The sequence below is a fragment of the Streptomyces sp. LUP30 genome (assembly GCF_001746365.1).
Classification (GTDB): Bacteria; Actinomycetota; Actinomycetes; order Streptomycetales; family Streptomycetaceae; genus Streptomyces.
On record NZ_MJAJ01000039.1, the window covers coordinates 20,541 to 46,711 of the forward strand.

25 protein-coding genes are annotated in these 26,171 nt (G+C 71.2%); 5 read left to right on the forward strand and 20 right to left on the reverse strand.

The features are described 5' to 3' along the window. Nucleotides 1-2: 2 nt before the first annotated feature. The 5 genes from BG482_RS27235 to BG482_RS27255 form a co-directional block, all read right to left on the reverse strand. Nucleotides 3-623, reverse strand: coding sequence for an ATP/GTP-binding protein (locus BG482_RS27235; protein WP_069771797.1), 621 nt, complete (start codon nt 621-623; stop codon nt 3-5). Beyond that, nucleotides 604-1,044, reverse strand: a complete 441-nt coding sequence (locus BG482_RS27240; protein ID WP_069771798.1) for a DUF742 domain-containing protein — start codon at nt 1,042-1,044, stop codon at nt 604-606. The genes BG482_RS27235 and BG482_RS27240 overlap by 20 nt, the downstream gene beginning before the upstream one ends. Continuing rightward, the gene (locus BG482_RS27245) at nt 1,041-1,448 is read right to left on the reverse strand and encodes a roadblock/LC7 domain-containing protein (RefSeq protein WP_069771799.1); all 408 of its coding nucleotides are present in this window, start codon (nt 1,446-1,448) and stop codon (nt 1,041-1,043) included. The genes BG482_RS27240 and BG482_RS27245 overlap by 4 nt, the downstream gene beginning before the upstream one ends. Next, nucleotides 1,445-3,070: a sensor histidine kinase KdpD gene (locus tag BG482_RS27250; protein WP_256096484.1), complete on the reverse strand. Its 1,626-nt coding sequence runs from the start codon at nt 3,068-3,070 to the stop codon at nt 1,445-1,447. Before BG482_RS27250 ends, BG482_RS27245 begins: the two co-directional genes overlap by 4 nt. Nucleotides 3,071-3,359: 289 nt before the next feature. Next, nucleotides 3,360-3,986 carry a TetR/AcrR family transcriptional regulator gene (locus BG482_RS27255; RefSeq protein WP_069771801.1) on the reverse strand — a complete coding sequence of 209 codons (627 nt, stop codon included), beginning with the start codon at nt 3,984-3,986 and terminating at the stop codon, nt 3,360-3,362. A 171-nt stretch (nt 3,987-4,157) separates the two neighbouring features. Here BG482_RS27255 and BG482_RS27260 point away from each other — a divergent pair, with 171 nt between their 5' ends. The 4 genes from BG482_RS27260 to atzF are packed head-to-tail and all read left to right on the forward strand — an operon-like array spanning nt 4,158 to nt 10,802. Then, the gene (locus tag BG482_RS27260; RefSeq protein ID WP_069771802.1) at nt 4,158-4,985 is read left to right on the forward strand and encodes an urea amidolyase associated protein UAAP1; all 828 of its coding nucleotides are present in this window, start codon (nt 4,158-4,160) and stop codon (nt 4,983-4,985) included. Further along, nucleotides 4,982-5,614 carry an urea amidolyase associated protein UAAP2 gene (locus BG482_RS27265; RefSeq protein WP_069771803.1) on the forward strand — a complete coding sequence of 211 codons (633 nt, stop codon included), beginning with the start codon at nt 4,982-4,984 and terminating at the stop codon, nt 5,612-5,614. The genes BG482_RS27260 and BG482_RS27265 overlap by 4 nt, the downstream gene beginning before the upstream one ends. Beyond that, nucleotides 5,611-9,117: a 5-oxoprolinase/urea amidolyase family protein gene (locus BG482_RS27270; protein WP_069771804.1), complete on the forward strand. Its 3,507-nt coding sequence runs from the start codon at nt 5,611-5,613 to the stop codon at nt 9,115-9,117. The genes BG482_RS27265 and BG482_RS27270 overlap by 4 nt, the downstream gene beginning before the upstream one ends. A 14-nt stretch (nt 9,118-9,131) precedes the next feature. After that, nucleotides 9,132-10,802: an allophanate hydrolase gene (gene atzF, locus BG482_RS27275; protein ID WP_069771805.1), complete on the forward strand. Its 1,671-nt coding sequence runs from the start codon at nt 9,132-9,134 to the stop codon at nt 10,800-10,802. A gap of 107 nt (nt 10,803-10,909) precedes the next feature. Here atzF and BG482_RS27280 read toward each other — a convergent pair whose 3' ends face one another. The 11 genes from BG482_RS27280 to BG482_RS27330 all read right to left on the reverse strand — a co-directional run bounded on the left by BG482_RS27280 (nt 10,910) and on the right by BG482_RS27330 (nt 22,534). Continuing rightward, complete coding sequence (locus tag BG482_RS27280) at nt 10,910-13,762, reverse strand: RNA helicase (protein ID WP_069771806.1); 2,853 nt, start codon at nt 13,760-13,762, stop codon at nt 10,910-10,912. Between the two features lie 267 nt (nt 13,763-14,029). Continuing rightward, nucleotides 14,030-14,974, reverse strand: coding sequence for a twin-arginine translocase subunit TatC (tatC, locus tag BG482_RS27285; protein ID WP_079142205.1), 945 nt, complete (start codon nt 14,972-14,974; stop codon nt 14,030-14,032). A 47-nt stretch (nt 14,975-15,021) separates the two neighbouring features. Then, complete coding sequence (gene tatA, locus BG482_RS27290) at nt 15,022-15,309, reverse strand: Sec-independent protein translocase subunit TatA (protein ID WP_069771808.1); 288 nt, start codon at nt 15,307-15,309, stop codon at nt 15,022-15,024. A 282-nt stretch (nt 15,310-15,591) separates the two neighbouring features. Then, on the reverse strand, nt 15,592-15,786 hold the full coding sequence (locus BG482_RS27295) for a hypothetical protein (protein ID WP_069771809.1): 195 nt from the start codon (nt 15,784-15,786) through the stop codon (nt 15,592-15,594). 18 nt (nt 15,787-15,804) lie between these two features. After that, entirely contained in the window at nt 15,805-16,095 is a 291-nt protein-coding gene (locus tag BG482_RS27300) for a hypothetical protein (RefSeq protein ID WP_079142207.1), read from the reverse strand. Beyond that, complete coding sequence (locus BG482_RS27305; protein ID WP_069771810.1) at nt 16,092-17,153, reverse strand: YafY family protein; 1,062 nt, start codon at nt 17,151-17,153, stop codon at nt 16,092-16,094. The genes BG482_RS27300 and BG482_RS27305 overlap by 4 nt, the downstream gene beginning before the upstream one ends. Nucleotides 17,154-17,171: 18 nt before the next feature. Next, on the reverse strand, nt 17,172-18,173 hold the full coding sequence (locus BG482_RS27310; protein WP_069771811.1) for a YafY family protein: 1,002 nt from the start codon (nt 18,171-18,173) through the stop codon (nt 17,172-17,174). A gap of 154 nt (nt 18,174-18,327) precedes the next feature. Further along, a complete protein-coding gene (locus BG482_RS27315) occupies nt 18,328-18,699 on the reverse strand; it encodes an FKBP-type peptidyl-prolyl cis-trans isomerase (protein WP_069771812.1) in 372 nt (123 codons plus the stop codon). Between the two features lie 65 nt (nt 18,700-18,764). Further along, nucleotides 18,765-19,769, reverse strand: coding sequence for an FKBP-type peptidyl-prolyl cis-trans isomerase (locus BG482_RS27320; RefSeq protein ID WP_069771813.1), 1,005 nt, complete (start codon nt 19,767-19,769; stop codon nt 18,765-18,767). A 134-nt stretch (nt 19,770-19,903) separates the two neighbouring features. Further along, nucleotides 19,904-21,265, reverse strand: coding sequence for a Pup--protein ligase (gene pafA / locus BG482_RS27325; RefSeq protein WP_069771814.1), 1,362 nt, complete (start codon nt 21,263-21,265; stop codon nt 19,904-19,906). Nucleotides 21,266-21,274: 9 nt separating this feature from the next. Next, nucleotides 21,275-22,534: an MFS transporter gene (locus BG482_RS27330; protein ID WP_069771815.1), complete on the reverse strand. Its 1,260-nt coding sequence runs from the start codon at nt 22,532-22,534 to the stop codon at nt 21,275-21,277. 119 nt (nt 22,535-22,653) lie between these two features. Between BG482_RS27330 and BG482_RS27335 the strand changes: the two genes are divergently transcribed. After that, on the forward strand, nt 22,654-23,670 hold the full coding sequence (locus BG482_RS27335) for a LacI family DNA-binding transcriptional regulator (protein WP_069771816.1): 1,017 nt from the start codon (nt 22,654-22,656) through the stop codon (nt 23,668-23,670). Between the two features lie 65 nt (nt 23,671-23,735). Here BG482_RS27335 and prcA read toward each other — a convergent pair whose 3' ends face one another. The 4 genes from prcA to BG482_RS27350 form a co-directional block, all read right to left on the reverse strand. Beyond that, entirely contained in the window at nt 23,736-24,473 is a 738-nt protein-coding gene (gene prcA / locus BG482_RS27340) for a proteasome subunit alpha (RefSeq protein WP_069771817.1), read from the reverse strand. Between the two features lie 62 nt (nt 24,474-24,535). Then, nucleotides 24,536-25,381 carry a proteasome subunit beta gene (prcB, locus tag BG482_RS27345; protein WP_069771818.1) on the reverse strand — a complete coding sequence of 282 codons (846 nt, stop codon included), beginning with the start codon at nt 25,379-25,381 and terminating at the stop codon, nt 24,536-24,538. Next, nucleotides 25,333-25,923 (reverse strand): endonuclease VII domain-containing protein, encoded by a 591-nt coding sequence (locus BG482_RS41515; protein ID WP_079142209.1) that lies wholly within the window; start codon nt 25,921-25,923, stop codon nt 25,333-25,335. Before BG482_RS41515 ends, prcB begins: the two co-directional genes overlap by 49 nt. Before the next feature lie 8 nt (nt 25,924-25,931). Further along, a complete protein-coding gene (locus BG482_RS27350; RefSeq protein ID WP_069771819.1) occupies nt 25,932-26,150 on the reverse strand; it encodes a ubiquitin-like protein Pup in 219 nt (72 codons plus the stop codon). Nucleotides 26,151-26,171 lie beyond the last annotated feature (21 nt).

Here is a 26,171-nt window from a genome sequence, read left to right on the forward strand (position 1 = left end):
GGTCAGGTGAGGCTGCGGCTCAGAGCCAGGGAGTGCAGGAACCGCATGAGGGTCATCAGGACGTCCCGGCTGGAGGCGCGACGGCGGACGTCGCACTCCACGATCGGGATCTCGGGCGGCAGGTCGAGCGCGGCCCGCAGGTCATCGAGGGGGTAACGGGGTCCGTCGGGGAAGGTGTTGACGGCGACGACGAACGGCACGCCGCCCTCCTCCAGCCGGCCCATCACCTCGAAGCTGACCTCGATGCGGCGGGTGTCGACCAGGACGACCGCGCCGAGCGCGCCCTCGAACAGCCCGTTCCACAGGAACCAGAAGCGTTCCTGGCCGGGCGTCCCGAAGAGGTAGAGGACGACCTGCTCGGTGATGCGGATACGGCCGAAGTCCATGGCCACGGTGGTGGCGGTCTTGGTCTCGGAGCCGTAGTTGTCGTCGACCCCGATACCCGCCTGGGTCATGGTCTCCTCGGTGGTCAGCGGCCTGATCTCGCTGACGGAGCCGACCATGGTGGTCTTGCCGACGCCGAAGCCGCCCACGATGACGATCTTCGCCGCGGCCGTGGTGGTGTGCGGCAGATGGTCCTCGGCCCGTGGGCCGGGGATCGTGTCAGAGCCGTTGAAGTCCATGCATCACCGCTTCGAGAAGGGAACGGTCGGGGAGCTGCTGCCGGACGATGGGGGCCCGCGCCTGGACGAGCTCGGCCGCCAGCATCTCGGTGAGCAGCACCGTCACCACGCTGAACGGCAGGCGCAGATAGGCCGAGATCTCGGCCACGGACAGCGGGGCGGCGCACATCCGCAGCACCGCCGTCTGTTCCGGGGTCGCCGACGAGGGTGCCTCGGCACGCGCCACGATCAGCGTGACGAGGTCGACGGGCGCGCGTTCGCCGTCCGCGCCCGTGATGATGTACAGCCGCTCAGGGTTCTTGCCCTCCCCCTCGTTCCCGTCCTGGCCGTCCGCCGGGGAGGGTGCGGACGGCGGGACCGGTGGGGGCGGCGGGGACGGCTGGGGCAGAGGTTGTCGCCGACGGCGTTGCGGAGGGGTCATACGCTCTGCCCGTTGCGGCGGGGCGGGCTGGTCAGATGGGCGCCGATACGGACCACGAGGTCGCGCATCATGCCGCTCATCCGGCCGGCCTCGCAGCGCACGTCGGCGAGGACGGCGAGGTAGGCGTTGGCGCCGGCGGACATCATGTAGAAGTAGGCGCCGCTCAGGTCGATGACGACCATGTCCATCTCGCCGCTGCTGGAGTGGATCTCCTGGCCCACGGCGGCGGCCAGGCTCTGCAGGCCGGCGCAGGCCGCGGCGACGCGGTCGGCGGCGTCGGGGTCGCCGGCGTAGCGGGCGATGCGCAGTCCGTCGGCCGAGAGCACGACGATCATCTCGATGCCGGGAACCCCGTCATAGAGCTCCTTGAGCAGCCAGTCGAAGTTTTGGCGCTGCTGGATCACGTGAGGTCCCCTTCATCGTCGGCCTCGGTCTCGGCCTTGTCCTCGAGCAGGTGCAGGTAGGCGGTGGGATTGCGGGTGAAGTCGGTGGGGTGCGCTCCCGGCGGGGCCGCCTTCACCAGGCCCTCCCAGAAGGCCTCGAACGCCAGGCCGGGCTCGCGCCGCTTCTCCTCGGGCTGCGGCTCGGGCTCGGGCCGCGCGAACGGGTCGGGCTTGCCCTCGCGTGCGGCGTCCTGTGCGGCGTACGCCTCCCGGTAGCGCTGGGCGATGGAGACGGTGGTCTTGCTGCGGCGTTGCGGCAGGCCCTGCTCGGTCCACTCGGTGACCTCGGGCACCTCGTCGTCGGTCAGGGAGACTCCGGCGGGGATGCGGGCGTTGGTGGGACGGCGCTTCTTCGGCGGCCGCTTGGGGCCCTCGCCGATCTGACTCAGGTCGATCTGCGGCACGGCGGTGGCGCCGATGCCGTGCGCGAAGCCGGGGGCGGGATCGGAGGTCTGCATCTCGCTCGGCACGATGAGGACGGCCCGGACGCCCCCGTATGCCGAGGTGCGCAGGGAGACCTGCAGGTTGAACGAGGTGCACAGACGGCCGACGACCGCGAGGCCCAGGCGCGGGGTGCCGCCGACGTCCTGGATGTCGACGCCCGCCTTGGCCTGCTCCAGCATGCGTTCGGCCTTGGCGCGGGCCTCTTCGCTGAGGCTGACGCCGGCGTCCTCGATCTCGATGGCGATGCCGGTCTGCACCTCGACGGCGTTGACGTGCACCTTGCTCTGCGGAGGCGAGTAGCGGGTGGCGTTGTCGAGGAGTTCGGCGAGCGCGTGGATGAGCGGCTCGACGGAGAGCCCGCCGATGTTGACCTTGGCGATGGAGTCCAGCTGGATGCGCCGGTACTCCAGGATCCGGGACATGGCGCCGCGCAGCACGCTGTACAGCGGGACAGGCTGCGGCCAGTTGCGGCTGGGGCGGCCGCCGCCGAGCACACCGATGGAGTCGGCGAGGCGGCCGATCAGCGCGGTGCCGTGGTCGATGCGCAGCAGGTCGTCGAAGACCTCGGGGTTGCGTCCGTGGTCCTCCTCCATCTCCCGCAGTTCCGCCGCCTGTTGGTGGACGATGGCCTGCATGCGGCGGGCGATGCTGACGAAGGAACGCTGGGCCGAGTCGCGCAGGGACTCCTCGTGGTCGACGATGTCGAGGATCGTGCGGACCACGGCGCGCTGCGCGTCGTCGAGTGCGCGGAAGGCGGGGTCGCTCTGGCTGAGGTCGCGCATCACCTCTCTGGGGGAATTTCCGGCCCGCAGCCAGGCCACGGCGCTGGGCACGTGCTCCTCGGCGAGGCGGCGGTTCTCCTCCGCGTGATCGGCGACGCGCCGTTCCAGGTGGGCGACGCGCCGGTCGGTCTCCGCGCGCAGTTCCCGCAGTCGCCGGCCACGGCGGACCGACTCGGCTCCCACCGCGATCACCAGGAGGGTCGCGACGGCTCCGCAGACGCCGACGGCGAGCCGGGCCGGCGTCGCCACCAGGGCGACGGCGGCTCCGGTCGCCGCGGCCATCAGTATCGCCGGCAGCAACAGCACGCGCGCGTAGGGAAGTTCTCGGCGACCGGGTGGGGACTGAACACTCACCATGTGGGCACCCTCTGTAGGGATCTGTCGGCATCTTCGGGATATTGGGGAACAAGCGCACGAATACGCCTCAACTCGGTGCGCCGCGGGCGAGCTTAGTCCGACAGGATCATCGCCGTGTCATATTCGGCGACCGCCTGAAACCGTTCCCGTACGTGGAGTAACCTCGGCCTATTTACACGCTCTGCGATCTTTCGCACACAAGGAGTGACGGCGCACGGGCGTGCGAATCAATTCACCGGGACGGATGAGGCGACCGCGAACCGGCGATCACACACCGCGGTCGGGCCGCTCAGGCGCCGACGATGCGCAGGGCCGCGTCGGCGGTGGCGCCCGCGAACTCCGCGACGGAGCGGTCCGGATCGGAGCGGTGCACGAGGATGACGCCCTCGATGAGCCCGAAGACCAGATCGGTGCGCAGATCCAGCTCGCTCTTGGCCAGCGCACCGCCCGCGGCGGTCGCGGCGATCAACTGCCGGTAGGCGTCCTTGAGTTCGGCGCGCACGGCGTGGAACCCGGCGAACCGCTCGGTGCGCACCTCGGGCAGCAGGTAGAGGCCGCCGAGATCGTGGGGGCCGCCGCACAGCAGCTCCACGTCGGCGCGGCACAGCTCCCGGAGCCGGTCCGCGGCGGGCCGCGCGTCGTCGGCGAGCAGTTCACGCGCGTAGGCGAGCGAGGGCGTGACCGTCGACTCCAGCAGTGCGGCGAGCAGTTCCTCCTTGCCCGACACATAGTGGTACATGGAGGCCTGGCGCATGCCCGCACGCTCGGCGACGGCCCGGGTGGTGGTGGCGGCGTACCCGCGGGTGGTGAACAACTCCGCGGCGGCCACGAGAAGTTCCGCGCGTGGCGCGAGCCCGCTGTCCGGGCGCTGCGCGGCGCGCGGCCGGCCCACTCGACGTCCGCTGCCCGACTCCATGCGTTCGATCCTCGCACACGGCGGCCCGCGACGATCTTCGGGCGGAGCCGGTGAGGACTCGGTAACCGCCCCGCAACCCGAGGGCAACGGCGGCGACCCGACGCGGCCCTAATTTCTGTCGCGCGACAGAAATACCGCGACAGCGACGGAACCGAGCTGCGGAGGTCCGCAATGGCGGCGACAGCGACCACGTACGGAGCACGCGCCCACGCCCGGGCGCAGGAGGGCGCCCGGGCCGAGGCGATGCCGGTCGTCCCGGCCCGGGACTGGCCGAACCCGCCCTGCGAGGCCGGTCATCTGGTGTGGGCCGAGACGGTCGCGGGCGGCAACTACACCCACCGGGTCCTCGCCCGGGGCACCGAGCTGCGGCTGACCGACCCGCACGGCGACGCCTGCGCCCATCTGCTCCTCCACGTGGACGGCCGCCCCTGGGAGCGGCTGAACGTGGCCGACACCGTCAAGGTCCAGTGGAACGCCTACCTCGGCGAGGGCGTGCTGCTCCTGTCCGACCAGGGCCGCGTCCTCGCCTCGGTCGTCACCGACACCGCCGGCCGGCACGACGCCCTGTGCGGCACCTCCACCCTCGTCCGCAACACCGAGCGCTACGGCGACGGCGCCCCCCAGGGCCCCTCCCCCGCCGGCCGTGAGCTGTTCAAGCTGGCCGCCGCCAAGAACGGCCTGGAGCCCCGCGACCTGCCGCCCTCGCTCTCCTTCTTCCAGGGCGTGCGGATCCGTGACGACGGCTCCCTCGACTTCACCGGCTCGGCCGGCCCCGGCGGCAGCGTCACCCTGCGCACCGAGCAGGACGTCACGGTCCTGATCGCCAACGTGCCGCATCCGGCCGACCCCCGCCCCGAGTACGTCAGCACCCCGCTGGAGGTGCTCGCCTGGCGGGCCGAGCCGACCCGGCCGGGCGACCCGCTGTGGGAGGCGACCCCGGAGGGCCGCCGCGCCTTCCTCAACACCGCCGAATTCCTCGCCGCCAGGGGGCTCGCATGAGCACGAAGACCGTCCTGCGGACCGTCGTCCCGGCGCGGGCGGCCTGGTCCTGCACCGTCCTCGCCGGCCACACCCTCACCATCACCGACCTGCACGGCAACCAGGCCGTCGACTTCCTGGTGTACGACGCCCACGACACGTCCGTGCGCTACAGCGCGCCCGACACGATCCACGCGCAGGGCGGAGTCTTCCTCACCACGGGCAGCGTGCTGATGTCCAACGAGCACACCCCGCTGATGACGGTGACCGCCGACGCCGTCGGCCGCCACGACACCGTCGGCGGCGCCTGCTCCAAGGAGTCCAACACCCTGCGCTACGGCCACCACACCTTCGCGCAGCACGCGTGCGTCGACAACTTCCTGGCCGAGGGCGCGCGGCACGGCCTCGGCAAGCGCGACCTCGTCTCCAACATCAACTGGTACATGAACGTGCCCGTCGAGAAGGACGGCGCCCTCGGCATCGTCGACGGCCTCTCCGCCCCCGGCCTCTCGCTCACCCTGCGCGCCGAACGGGACGTCCTCGTCCTGGTGTCCAACTGCCCGCAGATCAACAACCCCTGCAACGGCTTCGAGCCGACCGCGGTGGAGATGACGATCAGCGCCCCCGACGGCGACGAGGACCCGACATGACCTTCGACAAGCTGCTCGTCGCCAACCGCGGTGAGATAGCCGTCCGCATCATCCGCACCGCCCGCGAACTGGGCCTGCGCACCGTCGCCGTGTACTCCGACCCCGACCGGTCGGCGCCCCACGTCCGGCTCGCCGACGAGGCGGTGCGGCTGGGACCGGCCCCCGCCAAGGAGTCCTACCTCGACGCCGGCCTCGTGCTGAAGGCGGCCCAGGAGACCGGCGCGGGCGCGATCCACCCGGGCTACGGGTTCCTCTCGGAGGACGCGGCCTTCGCCCGCCGCTGCGCCGACGCCGGCATCGTGTTCGTCGGCCCCACACCGGACCAGCTGGAGCTGTTCGGCGCCAAGCACACGGCCCGTGCCGCGGCACGGGCCGCCGGGGTGCCGCTGGCGCCGGGCACCGGACTGCTGGATTCGCTGACCGCTGCGGAGAAGGAAGCCGGGGCCATCGGCTATCCCGTCATGCTCAAGGCGACCGGCGGAGGCGGCGGGATCGGCATGTCGGCCTGCCGCTCACCCGGCGAACTCGCCGACGCCTGGGAACGCGTCCAGCGCGTCGCGGCCGCCTCCTTCTCCTCGGCCGGCGTCTTCCTGGAACGGCTCGTCGAGGACGCACGCCACGTCGAGGTCCAGGTCTTCGGCGACGGCGAGGGGAAGGTCGTCACCTTCGGCGACCGCGACTGCTCGCTGCAGCGCCGCAACCAGAAGGTCGTGGAGGAGGCCCCCGCGCCCGGACTGCCCGACCACGTACGGGCGGAACTCGCCTCTTCCGCACGCGAGTTGTGCGCCTCGGTCGGCTACCGCTCCGCGGGCACCGTCGAGTTCGTCTACGACGCGGCCCGTGAGGAGGCCTACTTCCTGGAGGTCAACACCCGCCTGCAGGTGGAGCATCCGGTCACCGAGGAGATCTACGGCGTCGACCTCGTCGCCTGGATGCTGCGTCTGGCGCGCGGCGAACGGGACGTCGTCCGCGAGCCGGGTCCGCCGCGCGGCCACGCCGTCGAGGCCCGCCTGTACGCCGAGGACCCCAGCCGCGGGCACCGGCCCAGCGCGGGCCTGCTGACCCGGGTCGAGTTCCCGGGCGGCGTGCGCGTCGACGGCTGGGTGGAGACGGGCTGCGAGGTGACGACGTCCTACGACCCCATGCTCGCCAAGGTGATCGCCTACGGAGCGGATCGCGCCCTCGCGCTGCGACGGCTCGACGAGGCGCTGGCCCGCACCCGCGTCGACGGCATCGAGACGAACCTCGGCCTGGTGCGCGCGGCGCTCGCGGACCCCCGCTTCGTGACGGCGTCCCACTCGACGGCCACCCTCGCCGAGGTGCACGACCCGACCCCGCGCATCGAGGTGACGGCCGGCGGCACCCTCACCACCGTGCAGGACTGGCCCGGCCGCACCGGTCACTGGCAGGTCGGCGTCCCGCCGTCCGGCCCGATGGACGACCGCTCGTTCCGGCTCGGCAACCGGGCGCTCGGCAACCCCGAGGGCGCGCCGGGCCTGGAGTGCACCCTCCAAGGGCCGTCCCTGCGGTTCACGCACGCCACGACGGTGTGCGTGACGGGCGCGCCGGCCACGGTCACCGTGGACGGCGCCGCGGCCGCGCAGTGGGAACCGGTGACGGTCCCCGCGGGATCCCTGCTGGAGATCGGCGCGCCCGTCGAGCACGGCCTGCGCACCTACGTCCTGTTCGCGGGCGGCCTCGACGTCCCCGCCTTCCTGGGCAGCGCGAGCACCTTCACACTGGGCCGGTTCGGCGGACACGGCGGCCGCGCGCTGCGCACGGGGGACGTCCTGCACGGCGGGACCGTCACCGAGGGCGCTCCGGCGACGGACCGACCCTCCTTCGGTCCCGTCTGGCACATCGGCGCCGTCGAAGGCCCGCACGCGGCACCGGAGTTCTTCACCGAGGACGACATCCGCGACTTCTACGCCGCCGACTGGAAGGTCCACTTCAACTCCGCCCGCACCGGGGTGCGCCTGGTCGGCCCCAAGCCGCGGTGGGCGCGCACCGACGGCGGTGAGGCGGGCCTGCACCCCTCCAACATCCACGACACCCCGTACTCGGTCGGCGCCGTCGACTACACGGGCGACATGCCGGTGCTGCTCGGCCCGGACGGACCCTCGCTCGGCGGCTTCGTGTGCCCGGCCACGGTGCTCACCTCCGAACGCTGGAAGCTCGGCCAGCTGCGCCCCGGCGACACCGTCCGCTTCCGGCCGGTCGACGTGGACGGCGGGCCGCGCCCGGCGATCGTCGACGGCGGGATCCTCGCGACGGACGGCGACGTCGTCTTCCGCCGCAGCGGCGACGACAACCTCCTGGTCGAGTTCGGGCCGCCGCAGCTGGACCTCGCCCTGCGGATGCGCGTCCACGCCCTGATGGAGGCGGTGGCCGCGGCTGACCTGACGGGCGTCACCGACCTCACCCCGGGCATCCGCTCCCTGCAGATCCGGACGGACCCGGGCCGGCTGCCCCAGCGTGAACTCCTCGCGATCGTCCGCGAGACCGTGGCGGCGCTGCCCCCCACGGACGAGCTGGTCGTCCCCTCCCGTACCGTGCACCTGCCGCTGTCCTGGGACGACCCGGCCACCCGCGAGGCGATCGCCCGCTACATGGCGGGCGTCCGCGACGACGCCCCCTGGTGCCCCTGGAACATCGAGTTCATCCGCCGGGTCAACGGCCTGGAGTCGACGGCGGACGTCTACGACACCGTGTTCGCCGCGGAGTACCTGGTCCTGGGCCTCGGCGACGTCTACCTCGGCGCCCCGGTCGCCACCCCCCTCGACCCCCGCCACCGGCTGGTGACCACGAAGTACAACCCGGCGCGCACCTGGACGGCCGAGAACTCGGTCGGCATCGGCGGGGCGTACCTGTGCGTCTACGGCATGGAGGGCCCCGGCGGCTACCAGTTCGTCGGACGGACGACCCAGGTGTGGTCCCCGTGGCAGCAGCGCGGCGCGTTCGAGACGGGCTCGCCCTGGCTGCTGAGGTTCTTCGACCGGATCCGCTGGTATCCGGTCGAGGCGGACGAACTGCTCGACCTGCGGGCCGACATCATCTCCGGACGGTTCGTGCCGCGTATCGAGGAGGGCGCCTTCTCGCTCGCCGAGCACCAGGCCTTCCTCGCCGAACACGCGCACTCCGTCGGCGAGTTCGGCTCCCGCCAGCGGGCCGCCTTCGCGGCCGAGCGGGACGCCTGGGAAGCCGCGGGCGAGTTCACCCGGGCGCAGGCCGCCACCGTCCCGGCCGTCGCGCCGGCCGAGGTCACGGTCCCGGTCGGCGGACGCCTCGTGGAAGCCGAGTTCGCCGCCTCCGTATGGCAGTTGAACGTGTCGCCGGGCGACCAGGTGACGGCGGGCCAGCCGCTGCTCGCCCTGGAGGCGATGAAGATGGAGTCCAGGGTGCACGCGCCGGTCGACGGCGTGGTGGCACAGGTCCTGGCCCGACCCGGCGACCAGGTCGAGGCCGGGACGGCACTGCTCGTCCTCGCGCCGGCCGCCGTCTGAGAGAGGAACCGGAGATGTCCAGCACGCTCAGCCGCGTCCGCACCGCTTACGACCGCATCGAGGCCACGGACCGCCCCGAGATCTGGATCGACCTGCGACCCAGGGACGAGGTCGAGGCCGAGGCGGAGGCGATCGACCGGCGCGTCGCCGCCGGGGAGCGCCTCCCGCTCGCCGGCCGGCTGCTCGCCGCCAAGGGGAACATCGACGTGGCCGGACTGCCCACCACGGCGGGCTGCCCCGCGTACGCCTACCGGCCCGCCCGGGACGCCCCGGCGGTGGCCTCGCTGCGCGCGGCAGGGGCGCTGCTGCTGGGCACGACGAACCTCGACCAGTTCGCGACGGGCCTGGTGGGCACCCGCTCCCCGCACGGCGCGGTCCGCAACGCCCTTGACCCGGCGCGGATCAGCGGCGGCTCCAGCTCCGGTTCGGCCGTGGCGGTGGCCCTCGGCCTCGTCGACCTCGCGCTCGGCACGGACACGGCGGGCTCGGGCCGGGTCCCGGCGGCCTTCAACGGCGTCGTCGGCCTGAAGCCGACCCGCGGTCTCGTCCCGACCGAGGGCGTCGTCCCCGCCTGTGCCTCGCTCGACTGCGTGACCGTCTTCGCCCGCACCCTGCCGGAGGCCGAACAGGCTCTCGCCCACATGACCACCGGCGCGGCCCCGCCCCTCCCCGGGCGGCCCGCCGGCCCCTGGCGCGTCGCGGTCGCGCCGCTCGACCAGCTCGGCGAACTGGACCCCGGCTGGGCGCAGGCCTACGAGGCGGCGGCGCGGCAGCTCGCGTCGGCCGGGGCCGAGCTGCGCACCCTCGACCTCGCCCCGTTCACCGAGGCCGCCGCGATGCTGTACGAGGGCGCGTTCGTCGCCGAGCGCTACACCGCCGTCGGGAGCTTTGTCGACAAGTTGCTGGCGGAAGGCGGTGCGGGCCTGGACCCGACGGTCGCCGGCATCATCACCCGGGCCCGCGACGTCCCCGCCCACCGCCTCTTCGCGGACCAGGACCGACTGGCCGCCCTGCGCACCCGCGCCCTCGCCGAGCTGGCCGACGCGGACGCCCTGCTCCTGCCCACCGCGCCCGGCCACCCCACCCTCGCCGAGGTCGCCGCCGACCCGCTGGGCGCCAACGCCCGCCTGGGCCGCTTCACCAACTCCACCAACCTCTTCGACCTGGCGGCGGTGGCCGTCCCGGCCGGGGAGGTGAACGGCCTCCCGTTCGGCGTGATGCTGATCGGGCCGGCCCACACGGACGAACGACTGGCCCGGATCGCCGCACAGCTGCGGCCCGAGACACGGGTGGCGGTGGTGGGCGCGCACCTGTCGGGTCAGCCGTTGAACGGCCAGCTCCTCGCCCTGGGCGCCCGTCTCGACCGGACGACCGCCACCGCCCCGGTCTACCGTCTGCACGCCCTGCGCACGAGCCCGCCGAAGCCTGGCCTGGTGTACGTCGGACCGCGGGACGGCCTCGGGGCGGCGATCGAGACGGAGGTGTGGCGCATCCCGGCGGAGGGCCTCGGATCCCTGCTGGCCGCGCTGCCCCGCCCGATGACCCTGGGCCCGGTGGAACTCGCCGACGGCACCCGGGTCCCCGGCTTCCTCTGCGAGCCCTGCGCCCTCACCGACGCCGAGGACATCACCGCATACGGCAGCTGGCGCACCTATCTGAAGGGGCGTCAGGGGCAGCCCACCTAGGAGTTCCGTTCTCCCTCGGGGCGAGTACGGAGAGTCCGGAGAGTCCAGGGCGTGCGGGGACGGCGGGTGCGGGGAGGGCGCGCCCTCCCCGCACCCGCCGTCCGCGCTCAGCCCACCGACGAGTAGGCCACGACGCCCCGCAGCAGTGCGTCGACCGCCTTGCGGGCGTTCTTCGCGACCGTCGTGCTCTCCGCGGGAGCCGCCGCCGCGATCTGCCCGAGTACGTCGATGACCTGCTTGCACCAGCGCACGAAGTCGCCGGCGGGCATCTCCGCCTCGCGCAGCACCTCGTCCAGCCCCTTGCCCGAGGCCCACATGTACGCGGACCAGGCGAAGCCCAGGTCGGGTTCGCGCTGTCCGACGCCCTCGGTCTGGCTGATGCGGAAGTCCTCCTCCAGCGCGTCCAGCCGGCCCCAGATGCGCACCATCTCGCCGAGCGCGGCCTTCGCCTTGCCCGAGGGCAGCTTCGGCGCCATCGCGTCGTCGCTCATCCGCGCCTCGTACACCAACGCCGAGACGCAGGCGGCGAGTTCGGCGGGGCTGAGCCCCTCCCAGACGCCCGCGCGCAGGCATTCGCTGGCGAGCAGGTCGAGTTCGCCGTAGAGGCGGGCGAGCCGTTTGCCGTGCTCGGTGACCTCGTTGCCGCGCAGGTAGTCCAACTCGGTCAGCAGTGCCACGATCCGGTCGAAGGTACGGGCGATGGTGTTGGTGCGTCCCTCGATGCGGCGCTCCAGCTGCGAGGTGTCGCGCAGCAGCCGGTGGTACCGCTCCGCCCAGCGGGCGTGGTCCTCGCGGTCGGAACAGCCGTGGCACGGGTGCGCCCGGATCTCGGTGCGCAGCCGTGCGATCTCCCGGTCGTCCGCGGCCTGGGAGCGCTGCTTGCGGGCCCGCTCCGGCGGGATGTGCCCGGCCTTGGTGCGCAGCGCGGAGGCGAGGTCGCGGCGGGACTGCGGCGAGCGCGCGTTGAACGTCTTGGGGATCCGCATCCGCTCCAGCGCCTCGACCGGCACCGGGAAGTCGATCGACGCCAGCCGTTTGACCTGCCGCTCGGCGGTCAGGACCAGCGGGCGCGGCCCGTCGTGGTGGTCGAAGCCGCGGTGCCCGTTGGCCCGCCCGGCCGGCAGACCCGGGTCCAGCACCAGCGCCAGCCCCGCGTACTTGCCGGTGGGCACGTGGATGACGTCCCCGGGCTTCAGCTTCTCCAGCGCCACAGCGGCTTCCACGCGTCGCTGAGCGGCGCCCTGCTTGGCCAGTTCCGTCTCGCGGTCCTTGAGGTCGCGGCGCAGCCGCGCGTACTCCTCGAAGTCGCCGAGATGGCAGGTCATGGAGGCCTTGTAGCCCTCCAGTCCCTCCTCGTTGCGCTGCACCTGCCGGGAGATCCCGACCACCGACCGGTCGGCCTGGAACTGCGCGAACGACGTCTCCAGCAGTTCGCGCGAGCGGTGCCGCCCGAACTGCTCGACGAGGTTGACCGCCATGTTGTACGACGGCTTGAAGCTGGAGCGCAGCGGGTAGGTGCGCGTGCCCGCGAGGCCGGCGAGGTGATCGGGGGCCATCGCGCGCTGCCACAGCACGACGGCGTGTCCCTCGACGTCGATGCCGCGCCGCCCCGCGCGCCCGGTGAGCTGGGTGTACTCGCCGGGGGTGATGTCGGCGTGCTGTTCGCCGTTCCACTTGACGAGCTTCTCCAGCACCACCGACCGGGCGGGCATGTTGATGCCGAGGGCGAGGGTCTCGGTCGCGAACACGGCCTTGACCAGACCGCGCACGAACAGTTCCTCGACGACCTCCTTGAACGTCGGCAGCATGCCCGCGTGGTGGGCGGCGATGCCCCGCTCCAGGCCCTCCAGCCACTCGTAGTAGCCGAGGACGTGCAGGTCCTCGTGCGGGATGGCGGCGGTGCGCTCCTCGACGAGCGCGCGGACCTCGGCCCGCGCCTCCTCGTCGTTCAGCCGCAGTCCGGCGTACAGGCACTGCTGGACGGCGGCCTCACAGGCGGCGCGGCTGAAGATGAACGTGATGGCGGGCAGCAGCCCCTCGGCGTCGAGCCGCTCGATGACCTCGGGCCGTCCCGGCGTCCATACCCGGGAGCGCTGCCTGCGCTCGCGCTCGCGGTCGGCCTCGCGCATGCTCCGGCCCCGCCTGCGGTCCTGGTACGACGGCCTGGAGGCCTCCATGCGGGCCAGCCGCGTGAGGTCGGGGTTGACGGCCCTGCGGTGGCCCTCGCCCTCCTCGAACAGGTCGTACATCCGCCGCCCGGCGAGCACGTGCTGGAACAGCGGCACGGGCCGGTGTTCGGAGACGATCACCTCGGTGTCGCCCCGCACGGTGTCCAGCCAGTCGCCGAACTCCTCGGCGTTGGACACGGTCGCGGACAGCGAGACCAGGGTGACCGACTCGGGAAGGTGGATGATCACCTCTTCCCACACGGCGCCCCGGAAGCGGTCGGAGAGGTAGTGCACCTCGTCCATCACCACGTACCCGAGGCCGAGGAGCGTCTGCGAACCGGCGTAGAGCATGTTCCGCAGCACTTCGGTGGTCATCACGACGACCGGGGCTTCGGAGTTGACGCTGTTGTCGCCGGTGAGCAGACCCACCTTGTCGCTGCCGTAACGGCGGCACAGGTCGGAGTACTTCTGGTTCGACAGCGCCTTGATGGGCGTCGTGTAGAAGCACTTCTTGCCCTGTTCGAGGGCGAGGTGGACGGCGAACTCGCCCACGATCGTCTTGCCCGAGCCGGTGGGGGCGGCCACCAGGACGCCCTTGCCCGCCTCCAGCGCCTGGCAGGCCTCGATCTGGAAGGGGTCGAGACCGAAGTCGTACATCTCGCGGAAGGACGCGAGCGCGGTGGCCTGCTCGACAGCGCGCTTACGTGCTGCCGTGTACCGCTCGGCCGGTGAGAGATCCTCTGTCATCGTGCTTTCGAGCGTACCGGGCCGCACTGACAACAGGACGATCATTATCCGGATCAGGTGCTTCCGAACCTGGGTACGCCCAGCTCACGGGGGCGCGTCGGGCTCCGGCGCGAGGGCCGGTGACGCGCCCCGCGCCGGGCGGGCGACGCCGGGTGAGCAGCGCCCAGGACCGCCCTCGGGGCGCCGGCGCTCTCCGAACGCGGAAGCGGCCGGCGGCGCCGCTCGGGCGCCCCGGCCGCGGCCCGCAGCGGGATGGAGGAAGAGGGTGATCTCGCAGGTCACGAGGACGACCCGGAAGTTCGGCGACGTCCGTCAGGTCACGTCGTCATAGCCGTTGACCCGGTCCGTGCTCGACTGCTCCGGCAGCGCGCGAGAGACGGACACCGTCTCGACCTCGCCGATGTCCTCGGGGGTGAGATCAAGATCGGACGCCTCGTCGTCGGCCGGGCCGAGGGCGTCGCGGCGCCGCTTGCGACGGTCGTTCAGCAGGGAGAAGGCGGTCGCGCAGAAGTACAGGACCCAGATCGGACCGGCGAGCGCCAGCATCGTCAGCGGGTCGGTGCTGGGCGTGGCGACCGCGGCGAACACCGTGATGCCGATGATCATCCCGCGCCACCAGCTGAGCATGCGCGTGCCGGTCAGCACCCCGGTCAGGTTGAGCATCACCAGCAGCAGCGGCAGCTCGAACGAGAGTCCGAAGACCAGGACCATGCGGACGATCAGATCGAGGAGATCGTCCAGCGGCAGCTGGTTGTCGAGGTCCGCCGGCGAGAACTGCAGGAGCACCTTGGCCATGGTCGGCAGCGTCTTGTACGCGAAGAACGCCCCGCCGAGGAACAGCGGAACACCCGTGCCGACGAACGCATAGGCGTACTTGCGCTCGTGCCGGTGCAGACCCGGCGCGACGAACGCCCACAGCTGGTAGAGCCAGACCGGCGACGCGAAGATCACGCCGGCCATCAGGGAGACCTTGAGGGCGAGCGTGAAGGGTGTGAGCAGACCGTTCAGCACGATGCGCGCGCAGGTCCCGCTCCGCTGGGTCGCCAGCTCGGAGAAGGTCGAGTCGCACCCCACCGCGTTGAGAATCGGGTTCGTGAAGAACTCGATGATGTTCTTGTAGAAGAAGGCGGCCACGATCGTGACGACGACGATGGCCAGCATCGCCTTCGCGAGCCGGTTGCGAAGCTCACGAAGGTGATCCGCGAGGGGCATCCGCCCCTCCGGGTCCTTCTCCTCTTTGCGGGCAGACTTCAGCAACCCACGTTCCCATCTCGTGCGGCGGGCCGGAGGTCACCGGCCCTGCGTCAGCGCTTGGTCGTGTCCGTCGGCTCGGTGACCGGACGGGAGCTGGTCACATCGCCGGGGGCGGCCTGGATGGTGCGCGTCGACGGGGTCTGCTCGTCGTGGTGGGGCGGGCCGGCCGGGGTGGTCGTGCTGCCGCCGTCCTCCTTCATGGCCTTGGCCTCGCTCTTGAGGATGCGAGCGGACTTGCCCAGCGAGCGCGCCATGTCGGGAAGCTTCTTCGCGCCGAACAGCAGGATGACGACGACGAGGATGAGAATGATCTCGGGGGCGCCGAGCCTTCCGAACATAAGTCTTTACCTTCTCACCGAGGCTGCGGGGGCGGGTTGCCGTCCGACCGGTCGGACGCATGTCCGAACGATCGTGTTGACAGCGATCGTAACGCTCAGGGGTAAACGTGAGGCAATCCCCGTGCGTACTCCCGGTATGCGGTCCGGGCCTCGTTATCCGAGCCGCGACCAGCAGCGTACCTGCCCCCACCACCGGCGCGGGAGGCCGAAGCGGCCCGAAACGCATCAGCCTCAGGAGTCACGCGAGCGGCCCTGACAGGGCGGAACCGGCCACGGTCACCGTCACAGCGTGTCCACGGCGCGCGCCGCGCTCACCGCCGCCCGCTCCAGGTCCTGAGCGGCCCGGTCGACGCGGCGCGCGGACTCGGCGACCTGCCGCCCCAGCCGCTGCGCCTCGACGAAGACCCGCACGGCGAACACCGCGAGAACGGCGAGACCTGCAAAACCCAACGCAACCGCGAACATCGCCCAGAACATGGGGCGAGCCTAGACCCCCTACGGGGAATGCAGCCGCAGGGTCCTGACCCCGCCGCCGGTCAGCAGCTCCACAATCCGATCACCGGCCGGCTTGCGCACCGCGGCCCCGCAGTCGGGGCAGGTGAACGAGTAGAAGGTGGTGCGGCTGGAAGCCCCGATGGCCAGCCGCAGCGCACCCGCGGCGAGCTCGAAGGCGCCCCGGCAGTCCGGACACCCTGCTCTGAACCGCACCGGGGCCGCGCTGCGCATCCCCGCGAACGCGGAAGCCACCGAGATGCCCCGCACACCGGACGCCGTCGACTCGCTCACGACTCCCCCCGCTCCCCTCCGTCGAACCGGCCCTCGCCGTGCACCGCGAGCGGCACGTCGGCCGCCCCGCCCGCCTCGATACCGTCGTACGCGGCCAGCGCCTCGCGGGCGGCCCGGCGGGCGCTGTCGGCGAGCTCCGGCGGCGAGACGATCCGGCCGTCGCGGCCGAGCCGCAGGGCCAGCCGCCTCAGCGACGCCGGCTCCGGCGTACGCAGAGCAATACGCAGACCGCCCTCGGGCAGTTCATCCGCACTGTCGTGCGGGTAGTACTCGGCGACCCACCGGCCGCCCGGGCCCACCTCGACCACGACCTCCGGATCCTCCGCAGCCGGCTGCACCAGCCCCTCCGACAGGTCCCGCAACTCGATCTCGGGCGGCGCCGAGGGCTCGTCGAGGATCCTGATCTCGGCGACCCGGTCCAGCCGGAACGTGCGGCGCGCCTCCGAGCGGCGGCACCAGGCCTCCACATAGGTGTGCCCGACGCTGACCAGCCGGATGGGGTCGATCTCGCGCTCGCTGAGCTCGTCACGAGCGGGCGAGTAGTAGCGGATCCACAGCCTGCGCCGCTCCGAGATCGCCCGGTCGACGTCCGCGAAGACCCCGCCCTCCGACTCGAACGTCACCGACAGGCGCGCACTCGCCCCCGCCGCTTCGCCGGCCGCCGCCTCCACCTTCGCCGTCGCCCGCAGCAGCGCCTGCCGGTCGCCCTCCCGCAGCCCCGGCAGCGTGGCCACGGCCCGGGCGGCCACCAGCAGCGCGGTCGCCTCGTCGGCGGCCAGCCGCAGCGGCTCGGCGGCGTCCGCGCCGAGCGCGGCCGGATTGTGCCACCAGATCCGCTCGCCGTCGGTGTCGATGTCGAGAAGGTCGCCGCCGCGGAAACTGGTCCCGCACATGGGCAGCACGTCGAGGTCCGAGACCAGCTCGTCCTCGGTGATGCCGAAGGCGCGCGCCACATCCTCGATGCGCGCGCCGGGCCGCTCCCTGAGATACGTCACCAGGGAGAGCATCCGCCGGGTCTGGTCGATCGCGTTCGCCGGCCTGACCGGTTTGCCTGCCACTGTCTTGCTCGCTCCCCCTCAGCCCTTGGCCACGGCCCGCAGCCGGTCCACGACGTCCGCCCGCAGCTCGGCCGGCTCCAGGACCACCACGTCCGGCCCGAACTCCACCAGCCAGGCGTCCAGCCCGTGCCCGTACGGAATCTCCAACTCGTCCCAGCCGTCCCCGAGTTCCCGCACCGAGGTGGCCTTCGCCCGCAAGGGGTACCCGGAACCCGTCCGCAGCCGGATCAGCGCGCTGCGGTCGGCGGTCTCCCCCGCCCAGCTCGCGACCGTCTCACGCACCGTGACGACATCGGGAACGGGCGCGGTGAACGCCGCCCCGCGCGAGCGCACCCGGCCGGTGATCCGCGACAGCCGGAACACCCGCTCGGCGCCCCGGTCACGGTCGAAACCGGCCAGATACCAGTGGCCGCGCCAGCACTCCAGCGCCCACGGCTCGACATGCCGCGGCTCCGGGTGCGCGGCGGTGGCCTTGCGGTAGTCGAACACCACGGGCCGACGGTCCCGGCAGGCCAGCATCAACGGCTCGAAGGCCGCCTCGTGAACGGGGATCCGGGGCTCCAGCGCACCATGGGCCTCGTAGGGGTCCACGTCCTCCGGGAGTCCCGCCGCCCGCAGCTTCTGCAGCGCGCCGCTGGCCGCACCCGCCAGCCGGGCCTGCTGCCACACCTTGGCGGCCAGCCCGAGAGCCGCGGCCTCCTCGGCGTCGAGCGTGATGGGCGGCAGCCGGTTGCTGTCACGGCGCGCGAGGTAGCCGATCTCACCGTCCAGGCTCTCCACGGTCTCGATGACCAGACCGAGCTCGCGCAGATCGTCCTTGTCCCGCTCGAACATCCGGTTGAAGGAGTCGTCCGACGACGCCGCCCCGCCACCCGACCTGAGCGCCGCACCCCTGCCCGGCCCGAAGGCCTCGACGTATGCCTCGATGGAGTCGCGCAGTTCGCGCTTGCTGAGCGGCCGCCGCGTCCCGAGCAGACACAGCGCCAGGTTCATCAGCCGCTCGGCCTTGGCAATGGCCATCGACGCCCTTCGCCTCCCCTATGGTGCTTACGATCGAGACCGTACCGCCCCGCGCCGCCCGGACAAAAGCCGAGGGCCCATGCCCGGGCAGGCATGGGCCCCGGATGATCGGCGCCGGTCGCACCGCGATCAGCACGGACCGGCGGTGCGACGATCAGACGCCGAGCAGGTCCACCACGAAGATCAGCGTCTCACCGGGCTTGATCGCCGGCGTCGGGCTCTGGTCGCCGTAGGCGAGGTGGGCCGGGATGGTCAGCTGGCGACGCCCGCCGACCTTCATGCCCTGCACGCCCTGGTCCCAGCCCTTGATGACCCGGCCGCCGCCGAGCGGGAAGCGGAACGGCGTCCCGCGGTTCCAGCTGGCGTCGAACTCCTCGCCGGTGCTGAACGCGACACCCACGTAGTGGACGGAGACGGTGTGACCGGCCTGCGCAACCTCGCCGTCGCCCTCCCAGATGTCCTTGATCTCGAGGTCCGCCGGGGGCTCGCCGCCGGGAAAGTCGATCTCGGGCTTGTCAATGCTCACGTCACTGGCTCCTGCACGTCTCACGGAAAGGCAACAACACGGACAGTCTTACACCTCCGACGGCCTCACATCTTCGCGAGGATGTCCACCGAGAACACCATCGTGGAGTCCTTCTCGATGCCACTGCCGTTCGGCGGGTTGTCGCCGTAACCCAACGACGGCGGGACGACGATGACGACCCGACTGCCCACCTTCTTGCCGGTCAGTCCCTGCGCCCATCCCTTGACCACCTGCTGCAGCGAGAACGACGTCAGCGCGTGGCGGCCGTACGTCGAGTCGAACTCCTTGCCCGTGTCCCAGATGACGCCCTTGTACTGGACCAGCACGGTGTCGGCCGCCGCGAGCACGGGGCCGTCCCCCTCGATGACGTAGTTCGACACCAGCTTCGTCGGCGGCTTCGCCTTGGGGATGTCGATCGAGGGCGCCTTGCCGTCGGTGTTCGTGCCCACCTTCGGCACGCCGGCCCCGTCCTGCGGCACGTCCTTGCCCTTGGCGGAACTGTTCGCGTTGAACGAGTCCTTGATGTCGAACACGAACACCAGCGTGTCCGTGCCCTTCACCCCCACCTGCGCATTGCCCTTCTTGCCGAAGGCCCAGGTCGGCGGCACCGCGAACTCCACCCGGCTGCCCACCTTCTTCCCCGTCAGCGCGTAACGCCAGCCCTCCAGGGTGCTGCCCTGCGCGAGCTGGGTCAGCAGCGGCACCTTGTGGTCGTAGGTGTTGGTGAGGACCCTCGCCGTGTCCCACACCTGTGCCAGGTAGTCGGCCTGGATGTAGTCGTTCTCCGCGACCGTCTTCCCACCGCCCGCGATCACCGTCCTGACCGCCAGCTGATCCGAGGGCTTGCCCGGGCCCTTGGCGACCGTCGGCTTCTCACCGAACTTCACGCCCGCCGTGATGGCGGGCAGCGGACCGTCGACGATCTTCGGCGCGGGCGCCGCCGACGGGGCCGCGGCCGAGGGCGACGCCTTGTCGCTCGCCTTGCTCGAATCGGACTTGTCGTCGCCGCACGCGGACAACGTGACGAGTCCCGCGGGAACGGCGGCAAGGATGAGGGAGCGTCGGCGCACGATGAAGCCTCGTAATCGGTTGATCTTCGGATGGCGTGCGCGCAACTCTACGACGTGAAACGGGCACCGTACGGGAAACGTACGGTGCCCGTGTTGCGTTCCGCACCCGTGCCGAGCACGCGCGGAACACCTGCTCACATGCCGGCGATCAGCTTCTCCACCCGGTCGTCCACCGAACGGAACGGGTCCTTGCACAGCACGGTGCGCTGCGCCTGGTCGTTGAGCTTCAGATGCACCCAGTCCACCGTGAAGTCCCGGCGCTGCTCCTGCGCACGGCGGATGAAGTCACCGCGCAACCGCGCCCGAGTCGTCTGCGGCGGCACCGACTTGCCCTCGAAGATCTTCAAGTCGTTGCAGATCCGCGCCGCCTGACCCTTGCGCTCCAGCAGGTAGTACAGACCACGACGACGGTGGATGTCGTGGTAGGCGAGGTCTATCTGCGCCACCCGCGGATGCGACATCGTCATGTTGTGCTTGGCCCGGTACCGCTCGATGAGCTGGTACTTCATCACCCAGTCGATCTCGGTGCCGATCCGGTCGAGGTCCTCCGCCTCGATCGCGTCCAGCGTGCGGCCCCACAGCTCCAGGACCTGGTCGACGGTGCCGGTGCGGATCCCGCGGCGCTCGACGAAGTCCACGGCCTTCTCGTAGTACTCCCGCTGCACCTCCAGCGCGGAGGCCTCGCGCCCACTGGCCAGCCGCACCTTGCGACGGCCCGTGATGTCATGACTGACCTCGCGGATCGCCCGGATCGGGTTCTCCAGCGTCAGATCCCGCATCACCGTGCCCGCCTCGATCATGCGCAGCACCAGATCCGTGGCGCCGACCTTCAGCAGCATCGTCGTCTCGGACATGTTGGAGTCGCCCACGATGACATGCAGACGGCGATACCGCTCGGCGTCCGCGTGCGGCTCGTCACGGGTGTTGATGATGGGCCGCGAGCGGGTCGTCGCCGAGGAGACGCCCTCCCAGATGTGCTCGGCCCGCTGGCTGACGCAGTAGACCGCCCCACGGGGCGTCTGCAGCACCTTGCCCGCCCCGCACAGCAGCTGCCGGGTCACCAGGAACGGGATCAGGATGTCCGCCAGCCGGGAGAACTCCCCGTGCCGCGCCACCAGATAGTTCTCGTGACAACCATAAGAGTTGCCCGCCGAGTCCGTGTTGTTCTTGAAGAGGTAGACGTCGCCCGCGATTCCTTCCTCGTGCAGGCGTCGCTCCGCGTCCACCAGGAGTCCCTCGAGAATGCGCTCGCCGGCCTTGTCGTGGGTGACCAACTCGGTCACGTTGTCACATTCCGGTGTCGCGTATTCCGGATGCGAACCCACGTCGAGATAGAGGCGGGCGCCGTTCCGCAGAAAGACATTGCTGCTTCGGCCCCATGACACGACACGGCGGAAGAGGTACCGCGCCACCTCGTCGGGAGACAGCCGACGCTGTCCCCTGAACGTACATGTGACGCCGTACTCGTTCTCCAGCCCGAAAATGCGGCGGTCCATGAGTGAACATTACGCCCGATCCCCTGAACTGAAACGGGGTTCGGCAGCACGGTTTGGATCATTTTCCGATGAAGCCGCAACCACCCCACTTCCCGCGGGAACTGCCATTACCCGCCCTGTGGCCAGCAAAACCACCAGGGACACGGCGCCCGCGGCGCCCGGCACCGCGAACCCCCACAACGCGCCACCGGCCTCCACGACCGGCCCCGCCAGACCCGTCCCCACCGACGCCCCCACCGTGAACGTCGTCACCAGCCAGGAGAACGCCTCCGTCACCGTCCCACGCGGCGCATGCCGGTCCACGATGACGAACGCGCACGCGATGGCAGGGGCCAGGAACACGCCCGCCAGCGCCGTCAGCGCCACCATGGCCACCGCACCCGGCATCAGCGTCAACGGCAGGTAACACACCGCCAGAGCCGCCACCAGCCCGACCAGTCGCCGCTCCGGCGCCCCCGCCCAGCGCCGCGCCCCGTACGCCACACCGCCCACCAGTGCGCCCAGCCCCAGCGCCGCCATCAGCCAGCCGTACACGGCGTCCCCGCCGTGATCGTCCGCGTACGGTACCGACGCCACCGTGATCGAACCCAGCGCCACCCCCACGAACAGGAACGCCCCCAGCAGCGCCAGCAGACCCCGCGACCGCAGCGCCCCCAGCCAGTGCGCCTCACGCGGAGCCGACCGCCACGCGCGCGAGGGCGGCGACACGACCACCCACAGCGCACCCAGCACCCCGACGGCGTTCAGCACCAGGAGCGCGGCCTGCGCCGACCACACCGACACGCACATCGTCACCAGCAACGGCCCGACGGTGAACATCACCTCCTGCGCCACCGCGTCCATCGCGTACGCCGTGTGCACCTGGTCCTCGCGCCGCAGCACCGCCGGCCACAGGGCGCGCAGCCCGCCCTCCAGAGGCGGCGTGAAGAGCCCGGCCGCGGCCACCGCCCCGTAGGCGACCGGCAGCGCACCCGTCCCCGCGAACGCGAACACGGCCATGGCCAGCGCCGAGGCCAGCGCCGCCGGCAACTGGACCCGCGGCTGCCCGTACACGTCGACCAGCCGCCCCAGCGACGGCTGCCCCACGGCGTTCGCGACGCCGTACACCGCCGCCAGCGCCCCCGCCAGGCTGTACGTGCCGCCCTCCGCCCGCACGAACAGCACGATCGCGATCGCGGCCGTGGAGTTGGGCAGCCGCCCCACCAGCGTCCCGGCCAGCAGCCGGGCCGCGTGCCTCGCCCTGAGGATCTCCAGGTATCCCGCGGCCAATGTCCTGCCTCCGTCGGCTCGCCGAGGCAGTGAGCCACCCCGAAGTTTTACGTATAACGCCTCTTGTCATACGTACCATGTGCGCTGTTCGCCAGTCCAGACGAAGGAGCAGGCCCACCGTGGCACGAGGTAGCACCCGCCCCACGAGCCGCGACGTCGCCCGGGCCGCAGGCGTCTCCCAGGCCGCCGTCTCCCTCGTCCTCGGCGACAAGTGGCGAGGCCGCGTCTCCGAGGCCACCGCCCAGCGCGTACGCGAAGCAGCCCGCGCACTCGACTACCGCCCCAACCTCGCCGCCCGCAACCTCCGCCTCGGCCGCACCCGCACCGTCCTCCTCGTCGTCCCCGCCCTCACCACCGAGTTCTTCGCCGGCGTCTACACCGGAGCCGCACGCGTAGCCGCCGAACACGGCTTCGGAGTCGTCCTCTACCCCTCCCCCGAAGGCGTCGGCCCCGCCCGCGACCCCTTCGCCTCCGCACAGGCCGCCCTCGACGGCGTCCTCGCCTCCTCCATGGCAGCCGACGCCCTCACCGCCATCCGCGGCGACCAACTCCCCCTCGTCATGCTCGACAGCGACCCCACCGGAAGCCTCGGCGCCGCCACCGTCAACCTCGACATCGCCGACGGCGCCCGCCAGCTCGCCGATCACCTCCTCGGCCTCGGCCACCGCCACTTCCTGCACCTCGCGGCCGACGTCCCCTCCTGGACCTTCCACGTCCGCGCCCACGAACTCGCCACCCGCATCGCCGCCACCCCCGGCACCACCCTGCGCACCGCGCCGGCCCCCATCTCCATCGACGAAGCCCGCGCCGCCGCCGAAACCGCCCTCACCACCCCCGGCCCCCGCCCCACAGCCGTCGTCTGCGACGACGACAAACTCGCCGCCGGCGCCTACAAAGCCCTCCGCCGCCTCGGCCTGCGCGTCCCCGACGACATCTCCGTCACCGGCCTCGACGACCTCGCCCTCGCCACCGCCCTCGACCCCGAACTCACCACCGTCCGGCTCGACGCCGAACTCTTCGGCGAACGCGGCATGCAAGCCCTCCTCGACGTCCTGGAGGGCCGCACGCCCGACGCCACGGACATCCCCGTCCACCTCGTCGTACGAGCCTCCACAGCCCCGCCCAGCACCTCCTGAAACGCCCTGTGCCCCGGCCGACGACCCGACCGGGGCACACAGGAACCACCACACACGGAACGGACCTACTCCTCGTCGGAGCTCTCCGCCTCCGTCGACGCACCGTCCGTCTCCAGCAACCGGCCCAGCTGACGCCCCACGATCCGCTTGAACTTCCGCTGCTGCGGCCGGGTCCGATCGAGCACCGCCACCTCCAGCCGCTCCGCCGGAATCTCCCGCTGCGTGCCGTTCGTGTCCCGCGACAACGCCTGCACGGCCAGCTTCAGCGCGTCCGCCAGACTCATCCCGTCCTGATGTTGCTGATCCAGAAAAGTGCTGATCTGCTCCGCATTGCCACCCACCGCGACCGAACCGTGCTCATCCACGATCGACCCGTCATGCGGCAGCCGATAGATCTGATCACCGTCCGGAGTCTCACCGACCTCCGCCACGACCAGTTCCACCTCGTACGGCTTCTCCCCCGCCGAGGAGAAGATCGTGCCCAACGTCTGCGCGTACACGTTGGCCAGACCGCGCGCCGTCACATCGTCACGGTCATAGGTGTAACCCCGCAGATCGGCATAGCGCACACCACCGATCCGCAGATTCTCGTACTCGTTGTACTTACCGGCGGCCGCGAAACCGATCCGGTCATAGATCTCGCTGAACTTGTGCAGCGCACGGGACGGGTTCTCACCGACGAACACGATGCCGTCGGCATACTGCAGAACGACCAGGCTGCGGCCACGGGCGATGCCCTTGCGCGCGTACTCCGCGCGATCCGCCATCGCCTGCTGGGGTGAGACATAGAACGGCGTCGACACCGGTTAACCGTCCCTTTCTGTCGAAGTCACTGGATCACCTGGGACAAGAACGAGCCCGCCGACTACAGCAGAGCGGCACGCGGGCCGTCCGGCTGCTCCAGGCGGCGCTCGAGAATGGAACGGGCGATCTCCGACGACTCCTCGTCGGTCAACCGACGGAAACCGTCCTCGGTGATCACGGTGACGATCGGGTAGATCCGACGCGCGACATCGGGACCACCGGTCGCCGAATCGTCGTCCGCCGCGTCGTACAGAGCCTGCACCACCAGCGTCGTGGCCTGCTCCTCGGACAGATCGGCACGGTAGAGCTTCTTCATCGCCCCCCGCGCGAACACCGAGCCCGAACCCGTCGCCGCGAAGTGATGCTCCTCCGACCGGCCACCCGTCACGTCGTACGAGAAGATCCGGCCGCGGTCCCGGTCCACGTCGAAACCGGCGAACAACGGCACCACCGCCAGACCCTGCATCGCCATGCCCAGATTCGACCGGATCATGGTCGACAGCCGGTTCGCCTTGCCCTCCAGCGAGAGCTGCGCCCCCTCGACCTTCTCGAAGTGCTCCAGCTCCAGCTGGAACAGCTTCACCATCTCCACGGCCAGACCCGCCGTGCCGGCGATGCCCACGGCCGAGTACTCGTCGGCCGGGAACACCTTCTCGATGTCCCGCTGCGCGATGACGTTGCCCATCGTGGCCCGGCGGTCACCGGCGAGCACCACGCCCCCGGGGAACGTGACGGCCACGATCGTCGTCCCGTGCGGAGCCTCGATCACTCCCTGCGTCGGGGGCAGCTGCCGCTTGCCGGGCAGCATCTCCGGCTGGTGCTCGGAGAGGAAGTCCATGAAGGACGAGGACCCAGGCGTCAGGAAGGCAGCTGGCAGACGCCCGGTGCTACGAGTGTTGGCTTCCACGCGTTTCCTTCCACGTAAGCAGCAGCCCGCCTAATGGCTTCGGGCCGATCCTTGAACTGCCCCAGTGCGGCATTGCAGCTGAAGCACAGTACGCCTCGGACCCTACCCGTCCGATGGCAGTGATCCACATGCTCGGCGGGAGCAGCAGGACAGATGCAGCAGATGCCCTGCTGCTCCGCGACCATCGCGTCCGACTCGGCCGGACTCAGGCCGTACTTCCGTCGGAAGTGGCTGACTCGGTTCCGCTCGGCACGGCACGCCCGGCAGTAGCTCGACCAGCCGTCCGAGGACGACTTGTTGCGCTCCCACTCGGCGTGCGGCTTGACCTGTTCGCAGTGCGGGCACCGCTTGTGCCCGCGAGGAACGGGCACCTTCACACGGACCGTCCTGCCTTGGGCTTCCTGCCGACGCCGGTAGTACTCCGCGGCGCATTCACGACAGTTGGCCTGAAGGCCGTCAGGCCTGGAACTGTTGCCCGCGAATGCGCCGACCGAACGGGACTGCTGACAGCCGGAGCACTTCTCAACTGGCAGGTCGTTCACGGGTGTGACTACTGTCCACCCTTTTGGACAAACGACCTCACGAAATCCTCGGCGTTCTCCTCGAGGACGTCGTCGATCTCGTCGAGGACGGAGTCCACGTCGTCGCTCAGCTTCTCGTGGCGCTCCTTGAGGTCCTCGGAGCCCTGCGTCTCCGCGGCCTGCTCCTCGACCTCCTCCGTGGAGTGCGTCGCCTTCTGCTGGCCGCCGCCGGTGTCCTTGGTCGCCATACCCTCACCCCGCTCTTTCGC

Coding starts and splice junctions, on each gene's coding strand:
- atzF (WP_069771805.1), top strand. CDS start 9,132: ATGTCCAGCACGCTCAGCCGCGTCCGCACCGCTTACGACCGCATCGAG.
- pafA (WP_069771814.1), bottom strand. CDS start 21,265: ATGGACCGCCGCATTTTCGGGCTGGAGAACGAGTACGGCGTCACATGT.
- BG482_RS27280 (WP_069771806.1), bottom strand. CDS start 13,762: ATGATCGTCCTGTTGTCAGTGCGGCCCGGTACGCTCGAAAGCACGATG.
- tatA (WP_069771808.1), bottom strand. CDS start 15,309: ATGTTCGGAAGGCTCGGCGCCCCCGAGATCATTCTCATCCTCGTCGTC.
- BG482_RS27310 (WP_069771811.1), bottom strand. CDS start 18,173: ATGGCCATTGCCAAGGCCGAGCGGCTGATGAACCTGGCGCTGTGTCTG.
- BG482_RS27260 (WP_069771802.1), top strand. CDS start 4,158: ATGGCGGCGACAGCGACCACGTACGGAGCACGCGCCCACGCCCGGGCG.
- BG482_RS27265 (WP_069771803.1), top strand. CDS start 4,982: ATGAGCACGAAGACCGTCCTGCGGACCGTCGTCCCGGCGCGGGCGGCC.
- BG482_RS27250 (WP_256096484.1), bottom strand. CDS start 3,070: ATGGTGAGTGTTCAGTCCCCACCCGGTCGCCGAGAACTTCCCTACGCG.
- BG482_RS27255 (WP_069771801.1), bottom strand. CDS start 3,986: ATGGAGTCGGGCAGCGGACGTCGAGTGGGCCGGCCGCGCGCCGCGCAG.
- BG482_RS27350 (WP_069771819.1), bottom strand. CDS start 26,150: ATGGCGACCAAGGACACCGGCGGCGGCCAGCAGAAGGCGACGCACTCC.
- BG482_RS27295 (WP_069771809.1), bottom strand. CDS start 15,786: ATGTTCTGGGCGATGTTCGCGGTTGCGTTGGGTTTTGCAGGTCTCGCC.
- BG482_RS27240 (WP_069771798.1), bottom strand. CDS start 1,044: ATGACCCCTCCGCAACGCCGTCGGCGACAACCTCTGCCCCAGCCGTCC.
- BG482_RS27270 (WP_069771804.1), top strand. CDS start 5,611: ATGACCTTCGACAAGCTGCTCGTCGCCAACCGCGGTGAGATAGCCGTC.
- BG482_RS27235 (WP_069771797.1), bottom strand. CDS start 623: ATGGACTTCAACGGCTCTGACACGATCCCCGGCCCACGGGCCGAGGAC.